This window comes from Flavobacterium sp. (assembly GCF_027490375.1).
Taxonomy (GTDB): domain Bacteria; phylum Bacteroidota; class Bacteroidia; order Flavobacteriales; family Flavobacteriaceae; genus Flavobacterium.
In genome coordinates, this window is record NZ_JAIXYH010000081.1 from 1 (window position 1) to 11,217 (window position 11,217).

Consider the following 11,217-nt stretch of genomic DNA (forward strand, 5'->3'; position numbering starts at 1 on the left):
GGAAGTCCGTTGCTCCACGAAGTGCCATTCCAAACGGTTTGGAACGGTTCGGTGATCGTGAAATTGCGCACAATAGAACAGCCGTTAAAATCGGTTATAGTAACCGAGTAGTTTCCAGGCGCTAGACCTGAAGCCGTTGCTGCTGTTCCGCCACTAGGCGACCACACATACGTATACGGAGAGGTTCCGCCCGAGGCAACAACCGAAGCTGTGCCGTCGTTTTCTTGATGGCAAGAAACGTTCTGTTGTGAGCTAGTAGCTGTAAGTGCGCTTGGTTGGGTTATGGAAATGTTAGCTGTTTGTGTACAACCTAAATCCGAAGTTACTGTAACCGAGTAATTGTTAGCGTTGGACACTGTAATCGATTGTGTACTTTCTCCCGTACTCCATAAGTAAGTACCTAATCCGTTTGCTGTTAAGCTGACACTTGCGCCTTCACATAATGCAGTAGGGCCACTAGCTGTAATGCTTACTGAAGGCAGTGGATTAACTGTTACAATTTGTGATGCAGTAGCAGTACAGCCATTGGTCTCTGTTACAGTAACTTGATAGGTACCGCTGCTGTTTACTGAAATACTAGCTGTAGTAGCTCCTGTATTCCATAAGTAACTGCTGCCTGTACTTGCGGTTAAAACTATTGTTTCGTTGGCGCAGATCGTCGTTGGTCCGTTTGCATTTATACTCGCAGTGAATGGGGTATTGTCTAATTCAGTAATGTTCAAATTAAAGTTCCCCGTTGCTGCATTAAATCCTTCAATTACTACAATGTAGGTCGTGTTTGGTAATACCGTAGCTACTAAAGATGCTTGAGCACCGGTGCAAACGGGGCCGTTGTCGTCATTTGAGACGATCCAAGTTCCGGTTGCCGATAACAAGTGTAAGTAAGTATCGAAGTTTGAGCCACAGCTGGATATTCGGATTTGGTCGGTGCAACTTGTTGTGGTGAAACGGTAAAAAACATCAGCGGATGATTGTGCGTTTGTACCCGTGTAGGTACTAGAAAATCCGTTTGAAGCGATCGTTGAGTTTGTTGTGGTGAAGGGTAAAGAATTTATAAGAATTGGTATGTTTATGTTGTCGCCCAACCTTGGGTTTATCACAATGCTAATTGCATTTGAAAAGGCATCCGGGCAACCTAATCTTGAGACTCGAGTTCGAATCTGATAAGTTCCTGGAATTGTACTTAAAGTGTAATTGTTAGCTGTAGCAGAAGCAATATCGTTAAATCCACCTGCTCCGGTTGCTATCTGCCAATTTAACGATGTACCGTTGCCGCCACTGTAACTAAACTGAACTGGACTTCCCGCAGTTGCTGTTGTGGGTCCTGTAATTGCTCCAGCAACGGTTGGTACAGTGCAAGTAGGAACTTCCTCAATGACAATGTCATCTAGATATAAATCGTATTCATCAGCATCGCTAAATACACGGAAACCTATGTGTTGAATTCCGTTGGCGACCGGATTAAAACTTGACGAGCTGCCCTCGATGTAAATAGTATTAGCGATATTAGAGTTGGTGAATATAGCAGTTGACGTCATCCCTGCTGCATTTGCTGTAGCGCCCCATTTTACTTCTAATTTCTCGGGAAAGGATGCGGACCGAGCACGATACCAAAATCGGATTCGATAATTTTTGCCTGCTTCCAAATTTAGTGGAGGTGTGAAAATCCAATCGTTTGCCGCCGTTGTAGTACTGTAGTTGTAAACGATATTGTTCGGTGCGGATCGGGGAGAAGTGGTTCCAACCGCCCAAGTTCTATTATCATTATTTGTGTTTTCCACAGTCCAGCCGCAAGGCAACGAAGAGCTTGAGTCGAAATTCTGTGCATGGGGAAAATTTGTGATTGTTGGATTTATTATCGTGACTTGGACTGAATTTGAAGCCACGGTGGTTCCGCAGCTAACTAAACATCTGAACCAGGTTGTTGTTGAAACTGTTGTAGCTATTGAGAAGTTAGTTTGGCCGTTTAAATTCGTCCATACGGAATTATCTGCTGAAGATTGCCATTGGTATGTCTGACCTGAGCTGAGGGATATCCCCGACAATGACAGACTTACGATTCCTGTTCCGCAGACACTAGAAGGCGAAGCTTGCGCGCTCGCTACAGCTGGTGGATTGGTACAAGGTTGTGGATTTGCTAGTTGAACAGCCGCAAACGCATTAACTCTTCCGTATCCCAAATCTGAACTCCAAGTTCCATTTGGCTGATTTGCTACGTTGGCACTGTAAGTATAGCCGCCAACTTTCTCACAAGTAGATTCGATTATTTGTCGAGCTTGTGTTGCATTTAGGCCTGGATTCACAGACAGAATAAGTGCCATAACTCCAGCAGCATTTGGGCAAGCTGACGAGGTACCGTTGAACGTAGGATCATAATCTCCAGTGCTGTAACCAGCAGCCCCTGAAATGTCGGTTGTATAGATTTTTACTCCGGGTGCAGCTATATCTGCTGTTGCTCCGAAGTTAGATCCCCACCAATTTTCGCCATCGCAAGATGTGGGTGTTTTTCGTTGGTTACACATACTCATCGCCACTACAGAAATTACGTTCGGAAGCGTTGCGGGATAGCTTACAGCTGCATTACTATTTCCTGCAGCAAATAGCACGGGTGCTCCTAAACCACCTCTTCCTTGAGTAACAGATCTGTTAATTGGGTCGTTGATCAATGCCGAAGCACTACCGCCTCCCCACGAATTACTTAGAATATCGGCTCCAGCGGTTTGCCACGCCCAATCAAGACAGGTTCCAATCCACGAATTTTGTGTTATCCAATTGCTGCCACTTGAATAAGCTATTCGTATTGGTATAATTTTAGATCCGTACGCTACACCTGCTATTCCGAGATTATTGTTTCCAACAGCAGCTACAATTCCTGCGCAAGCGGTTCCGTGCGCATCATTACCCGAAGGTGCTCCGCCGCTGTTTAGTCCGGTTCCGTCAAATCCGGGGAGCATATTTGCTACTAAATCCGGATGATTTAAATCGACACCTTCATCTAAAATGGCAACTTTTATACTCGCCGAACCGGTTGTTATTCCCCAAGCGGGAAAGACTCTCATGTCTGCTCCTGGGGTACCGTTGTTTTGGGCAGCCGTTCCAGTGTTGTTAAGAGACCATTGGTTGGGAAGAAATGGGTCGTTTGTATTGAATCGGTTCATTATTCTGACAAAATCAACCTCAACGAAAGCAAAATTGGAGAGCGAGTGTATTTTGTTTGCAATTTGGAGCGCATTCTCTTCTTGCTTTGGAATTTCAATAAAGAACAAGAGCGGGTCATATTTGTACTGTTCAGCAATGGTTCCGTCGTATTTTTTTGTGATTTCTGCTAACTTTTTATAGTGATTGGCCGAGCGAAGTTTTATTGCGATACGATTTGTAATTCCTTGTGAAGTACCGTCTTTACAAACAAGGATGGGATTTGCATACAAGATTATCGTCTTGCGATTCAATTGTTGCAATAAGTCTTGATAATCAGAATTGGATAGTGGATTAGCTAATTCCGCTATTACTGCATTTTTGGGAGCCGGCAGAATTCGTAATTCATCAATCTTTTTAAGTCGAGATTCGCTTGCAATTTCTCTAATTATTTGATTTGCAGTTGCGTCTTTAGTAAATTGTATAAGTACTTTTTGGTTTGAAACCGGAAGTACGATAGTGCCGTCAGGTGTGTTAGTTTCCATTCCAAACTGCTGACTCCAGCCACTAGTCACGCAGAGTAATAGCCAAAACAATACCCAAGTTAAGCGCAATTTTGCGGATCGAAATTGGTTAAATGCTTGCATGAAACGGTTTTTTTTAAGAGATAAGCTGGTAAAAATATGTAAAAAAGCTTAAAAAGCTAACATGTTGTCTTTTGAATAGCTGATTGATTGACTTGATTTTCCGTCATTTTAGTTTTGGGATAAGCGAAAAAAGTCGGCCTTTTGCTTGGCCGACTTTGAATTCATTTCTGAATGGTCTATTCGTAGTTACTTACCTAAAAAGTAGTTTTCTACTTACAACTCCGCGATCTGTTGTAACTCTTACTATGTATGCACCTGAGCTGTGATTTTGTAGTCTGTAGTTTGAAAGTGTTGTTGATTTCTCGGTAGGAATTTCTTCAACTAGTTTACCAGACATATCGAAAATTTGTACTTGATCAATTAAAGCGGTTTCAGCTTGAATGCTCAACTCATTTTTAGAGGAGTTGTAAGCAATTGCGCACGATTTTTTGGCATGCTGATCAATACTCAGCGGTGTTGCGTTGAATGTGATGAAAAATCGATTTTCATAAATTCCAGGCTCTAAGTTTAAAGTGGCTACACCTGTGCGCAAATTTTGCCAAGTTCCGGTGACAATATCATGTAAATAGATATTTTCTCCCGACTCGAAATTTTCTAAATTATCTAGCTTTACAATAGTGGTGCCTGATACTTCAACCTTAATTCCAAGAGGGAAAACCTTATCTTCAGAAAAATAGCCTTCACCAGCAATTACTAATTTACTTTCGTTATTGATGACGTATAAGTCTGATGGATATTCATCAAATAAAAGTGCATCATAACCTTTATCGACCTCTGCGGTAGCAAACTCATTCATAAATCCAATAAGAATTTGACGTCTGATACCATGCGGACTAATAGCGCTTAGTCGCAGTTTCTTAAAGTTGTTATCTTCATCCGTTGGGTCTTCGGCGTTGTTAGGATTATTATTGCTGGCTGATCTGTAGTTAAGAAACGAATCGGCATTGGTTTCGCGAACAAAGTTTCGTTGACTGTTTCGGAAGTTAATTTGACCGCCCGCAGGACTTGCAACAACAAAAAAGCCTTGTGCAACAGGGATGTATCGAGCTGCTACTTTTGAAGAACTACCCAAATTGCTTATTCCTTCAGGTATTACTGGAGGAATTCCGCCAGTTAAACTGTAAGCGGCATAGCCTCCTTGATATTCATGTATATTATGCGAATAATTTGTGCTGAAATGTTCCCAGAAGTAGAGTGTTCCATCGATAGCAGAAAGGTTATCGATGATGAAATCATTAGCATCTAAAGCTGAAGGATATGGATTTCCACATAAATTCAACAAACCACCGCCAATTGGTAAGGAAATATCTCCGTTATTTGGTTTTCCTTCAAAGGCATAATTTTGGCCAGCAGTATCTGTTCCTGGTCCTTTCATAGTAAATCCTTCTGCGGCACCAAGAAATCCATCAGGTCCTACATAGCTCCAGTTGGCGTAATCTTCAGTACTATTCTGAAATTTAAATAGCCAGTAGTTCGCCAATGTAATTGGTATAGTCGGCGACCCATCGTTTTCATCCGTCCATGTAATAGGGCTAATGTTTGCAGGGTCAGAGGCATCACGTAAGACTGAATTCACAGTATATCCGCCATTGATAGGCAAACTGCTAGAAGAAACAGGCGAACACCAATAATTGTAGTTGTAGGTATTTGCTTGTCCTACTTGGTCTCTTTCAATAGTTCCCGTACTAGCAGAATCAAGTAAAGAATCTTCGGTTTGCACTAGTTGCGACTGTCCGTTAAGGTCTAATTTACCATCGAGTCTCAAATAGTGTGTAACTTCGATTTTACTATCATTGGTAACTTCGATTTCACCAGATTTTACATTCAGCGCCAGTAGAGTTTGATTACTATTCGATTCAACTTCGTGTGCTGTTTCAACAATATTCCAGTCGACTCTGGTTGTGCCATCAACTATTGAGAGACTGTTTGGAAATGTAATTACTGATGAATTTTCCCAGGTTTCTGCCACGTCCCAAGCACCTCGGATTTGTGTGCTGTATGGAAGTGGAGCTGTTTGGAAATCGATTGTATTGATGTTACGAAGTGTAGCCGGACGGTCGTTGTCGGACTCGTCTTTTACGTTAGTGAACTTGAATGTAGTCATTGGATAATAGACTTCTAAACTGCTGTAAGGAATAGAAGCTATATCATTTTTCGTAACGTAGTTTGGAAGAACCTTTCCTAGAAGGTCTGTTCCGTTTTTCATGAGCTCTTGGTTCATGATGTAGCGAAGTTGATCTACGGTGAGTTCTCGATTAAAGACACGTACTTCATCTATTCCACCTTGAAAAAAGGCGGTAGGCGCTTTTGCATCGGCAGCACCAATCACGAAAGCATTTGTATTGGAAGGAACTAAAGGTAAAGTTTCCTCAGCAGCTAAAACCCCATCTATATACAAGCGGTACAAGCCGTTTCTTCCGGTTACGCTTACATAATACCACGCGTTGTCGGGAATTGGTACATCAGAGGTTATTCGCTGCATTTGAGTTGTATAAAATGCAAACTCTAATCTGCCGCTGTTTGCTAGGTCAAAATCGTAACCGCTGTTAAATGCCGCATCTCTTTTGGATACAATACTTCTTCCATTTTGTGTTTTTCGAATCCAAGCGGAAATGGTGAACTCGTTTCCTAGATTGCAGATGTTGCCCGCATCTAAATAGTCGTTAACACCGTCTAAAGTTAATGCGCGTTCATAGGTTCGATCGGGCGCAAAACCAAAAGTGATGAATTGAGTACCATCAAAGTCGAACTGGCATTGTAAGTTAGAACCGTTTTGCGTTAAAACACGGTATTCGGTTGATTGATTAAAGTTCGGAGTCGAAGAAACAAACATCAACAGTTGCTCTGTTGTGTTTAGGTTCGATGTAAGCATCCCAGAAGGAATGGATACAGTAACTGGCCCTACATCTCCTCCAGTTTCAACTACGCGCCAAATTCGTCCGATGGAAGTAAGGTCAACTTGAGTGCTAATTCCAGGGATTCCACTACTTAAGTTTACAAGTACAGGCGTTTGTGCAGCTAAGCTGCCGTTATTTGAACCCCAAACCAAGTACCGTCGATCACCATTTATCGTTCCCGTATTTAGATCATTTGTTGTAGCAATAGTGTTTAACCCTATGGTTAAGTCATCAGCTGTATTTTCTGTTTTTGACTGTTTTTGATATAGACCTGCAGAATCGTCTCGTCCGATTCCAGCGATGTTGAAATTGTAGCCGCTGCCCGCGGTATAAATTGTATTGCTAGCAGAATCTACATAGTTAACGCTCGTGCCGTTTACAGCAAGTGTCATGCCGTATTTGATAGCTAGATAGCTTTCAATTCTGCGTCTGTCGGCGTCTGAATTTCGCGCTCCGTAAGTGATAATTTCAAGGATATCGCCCACATAGGATGCACCAAAAGTTTCACTTCGTCCGAGCCAATATCTGGAATTTACGATGTTTTTGTATGTTCCTGTATTAACTTCGGAAGTTGTTAACAGTTGAGAATTGTTATAGATTTCCATACGACTTCCTGCGGAACGACGTGGGTTGAAAATCTGAGTTCCAGTATAGCGCTTACTTGTACTTATTTCAGCTATACCATAGCTTCCGCTACTTGCTTGGTTATAAGCTAGGATTTCATTATTGTAACGACTAGATGTGTTACCAAGTTGAAATCCGGTAACGTCTTGGCTATTATTAGCGATATCGTCTCCGCAAAACAAGTCAAGCGGACTACTTACTGAAGAAATACTATTACGCAATTTTACAACAATAAACATATCATTATTGTAGAAACCTTGGTTAGCATACATGCTGTTAGCACCATCAAAGCTAATTACAGGATTGAAATTCACATTAAAATCAGGGTGGTTTCTAAATTTAGGCTCACTTGAAAATCGTGCCATCGCTGTTTTTGAGTTTCCATTCACTTGATCTTCCCAGGTGGTTATATCGTCGTTGTCGGAAACTTGCCCAATTTTACTATTAGCTTTAAGCCACAAACGCAAATTAGAAACTACGCCGCCTGGTCCTGTAGTAGGTGTAGTTGCTGTTATTACTGTAGCTCGAATATTAAAATTATACGGACTTTCGTTGCTGTCGTTATTGGTTATTGTAATCGTAGCGGTTTTCGGTCCTGGTATGTTATTAGGTGTAAATGTGATTACGAAAGTTGCAAAATTACCAGGTGATAAGCCGCTTGGAAGCGTAGTAGCAGTGAACATGGCAGCATTAGTTCCGGTAATCGATACCGTAGTTCCTAATGTTAGATTTAAGCTACCCAACGAATAAACTTCAAAAGGAAGGGCAATATTGGTGCCTTGTTCTGTACTACCGAAGTCGGTTTGATCAGTTGTCGACGGCGTAGTGTCGTTGTCTGGAATAACTACTCCATTGCCTGAGACCGATATTTCAGCGCCAGTCACCACTGCATTCGCTTCAATTACAAAGTCAAAAATACCTTCGTTAGCATCGTTATTTAGCACGGTAACTACTGCAATACTACTACCTTCAACAGCGGCAGTAAACGTAATCTGAAACGTTGTGCTACCACCAGATGCAACTATTGCGGCGGGTGGAGTAGTCACGACAAAACCTGTTCCAGCGGTTACGGTTACACGAGGTGTTCCGCTTAAGTTAAGCGGTCCTGTTCCGGTATTTAATATTGTAAACGTTCTCGTAAATGAACTAGGTACAGTAACATTTCCAAAAAAAGTATGGTCGGTAGTACTGCTGCTAGAAACGTTATCTATGATACTAACATTGTTTCCTCTGATGTCGATTTCCGGGAAAACAGCAATTCCGGTTCCAGCTAAGCTAAAATCGAACGGATTTTCGTTTGAATCGGTATTAGAGAAGGATAACGAAGCCGTTCGCACTCCCGCCACTGTTGGAAGGAATCGAATTGTAAAACTTGTTGAAGCACCAACCGCGACTGTAGCTGCCGGCGCTGTTGTTACTGTAAATTCTGATGCATTTGTACCTGTGATCGTTATAGTTCCAACAGTTAGTGGTTCAGTACCGCTGTTGGTAATGGTAAATGTTCTTGAAATTGAAGCGTTTACGTTTACTGAGCCTACATCAGTAAAATCTGTTGTACTTGGCGTTGTATCTCCATCTACAATATTAATACCGTTTCCTGTAACACTAATTTCGGGTGTTGTGATTTGTGCCACAACTGGAATTCTGGGTGAGGATACGCAACCGTTATTGCTCGCTACAATATAATAATTGGTAGTAGCCAATAAGGTTGGTGTTGTGAAACTATTACCGGTAGCAACTAAATTACCGCCAACGATAGCGTCATACCAATTGATAACTCCAGCTGAAGGTGTTGCGGTTAGTGTTAAGGTTCCAGCGCCGCTTCTACTTGCTCCGGCACTTGAAGCTACCGAAGGCAATGCAAAAGTTACTGCCAATGTGCGCGCTGTTCCATTTCCACAGGCTGTAACTGGCGTAGCGCTTACATTTCCTTGTGTTGCAGAAGTAAGTACTGTAATTGCGTTGCTGTTACCACCTGTTTGCTGAACCCAGCCCGCAGGGAATGTCCAGTTATAAGTAGTATTAGCAACAGCTGTTACGCTGTATGAAAGAATTTGACTAGTACAAAATGTCGTTGGTCCTGTAATGGTTGATGGTTGTGCAGGTAAGCTGACCGTGGTTACGGTAGCGGTATTGTTAGCACTGATTGCATTTGAGCAAATATCCGGTGCTGTACCACTACTTGCGTTTGTAATAGTAACGGTAGTCGTACCTACATTTGTTAAATTTGGTGTTGTAAATTCTCCTACACCTGATGCATTCACAGTTACTGATACTGTCTGATTTGCTAAAGTATTACTTCCGCTCAGGTTGTAGGTGATGCTGTATGTACCTCTCGGCAGTCCGTTTAAGCGAACTGTTGCATTTGAACCGGCGCAGCGAACGGCAGTTACAAAAGTTGTAGCGCTTAAGGTATAGGTAGGGCAGGTGTAATAAATTTCGGCATAGCCCGAACCTCCAGCACCACCGTTTCTATCAGTAGCGTTGCCTGCACGAGCACCACTACCGCCTCCACCTCTTGTATTTGCGTTGTTTCCGTTGCCACTACCTGCAAAACCGGCTGCTCCGGCGCCACCGCCTGCAGGCGCAATTCCGCCGTTTGCTCCAGCTGCGGCATTACCGTTAGCGGCATTACCGGCGCTACTACCACCAGCTCCTCCATATTGCGTACCTCCTGTGGCAACACCAGCTCCTCCTGCGCCGCCGTAAAAGTTAACTTGTCCTCCGATATTACCCGTTGTTGGTCCGCTACCTCCTGCAGCACCTTGGCTATTGTTGTTTGCTCGTGCACCTCCGTTTCCACCTACTGCCAATAAAGAAGTATTAGATTGAAACCATGTAGAGCCACCTTGTGCACCATTTCCTGTGCCGGGTGCCGGAGCAGTACCAATGTTAACATTATACACTGTGCCAGCAGTTACAGGCCATGCATTATGACGCGTATACGCACCACCTGCACCACCACCGCCCGAAGCAGGGTTGCCGGTAGCACCACCACCATTACCGCCCGCACCCCATAGGTCGACGCGAATTGATGTCACTCCGGCAGGTGGCGTAAAAGTTCCGTTAGTGGTATACGTTCTATTTTGTCCGAATAGGGAATTCGAAAAAACTATGCAGAGGATTAATATGCACAACGATTTGAATGTAGTAGAGAATCTCATCGAAGTATTCGTTTTTGTGTTAGTAATGGGAGATCGGGCTGTAAAGGTACAGCACGAATTCAATACTGTCAACATTATGAACACTTTAGCTATTCAAAAATCGACAAAAAGCACATTTTTACCGATGAAACACATGCGCTAATTTTATTTTTATTTCTAAGTGTTTGGAAATTGGCGATTTGTTTTTTATTTTGTAGAATTTTTTCTACAAGAGTTATTGTCAACTATAACGATTTCGAGTATTTGCAGATTTGTTAAAAGTTTTTAAGAGTTAGATAATTTTCATCTTTAAAGTAACAAATCAACTGCATCATGATACAAAAACGATTCTAACTATTTAAAGTGACTAACCGCTTCATTCAGATGTAAATTTGAGCGGATAATTTTATGCCCAGCGGCCAAGCCCAGCGTAGTTTTTTAGAAAATTTGGGCGGCGTTTCGCGCTTTTCGTTTCAATACAGTTTTGCCACTGCAGTTTCTGCTGCTTCTGGTTAAGCTTCAGCTGTATTTCCTCTGCAATCGCGGCCGCAAGAAATCGTAAGTAAAATAAGTTATTCATCATAGTTTTCAATACTAATTTCGCAACTCATTTAAAATATACAATCCTAAAAATATCTTTCCTGTCTTTTCCAAAATATGCGGTTTTCCCGTAACCCAATCTCGATTTTTTTTCCGTGCTTCGCCTTGTGGGGCGGGAGGGTGTGTGGACATTCCCTATTACGAAATTCCCAGAAATTTTCAGTACGGAAA

At 42.4% G+C, this 11,217-nt stretch carries 3 protein-coding genes; all 3 read right to left on the bottom strand.

The features are described from left to right. On the bottom strand, positions 1-3,782 hold a 3,782-nt coding region (locus Q0064_RS12390), incomplete at its 3' end, for a S8 family serine peptidase (RefSeq protein ID WP_298148530.1). 190 nt (positions 3,783-3,972) lie between these two features. Beyond that, complete coding sequence (locus Q0064_RS12395; protein WP_298148531.1) at positions 3,973-10,467, bottom strand: choice-of-anchor D domain-containing protein; 6,495 nt, start codon at positions 10,465-10,467, stop codon at positions 3,973-3,975. Between the two features lie 385 nt (positions 10,468-10,852). Then, positions 10,853-11,029 carry a hypothetical protein gene (locus Q0064_RS12400; protein ID WP_298148532.1) on the bottom strand — a complete coding sequence of 59 codons (177 nt, stop codon included), beginning with the start codon at positions 11,027-11,029 and terminating at the stop codon, positions 10,853-10,855. Positions 11,030-11,217: the final 188 nt, after the last annotated feature.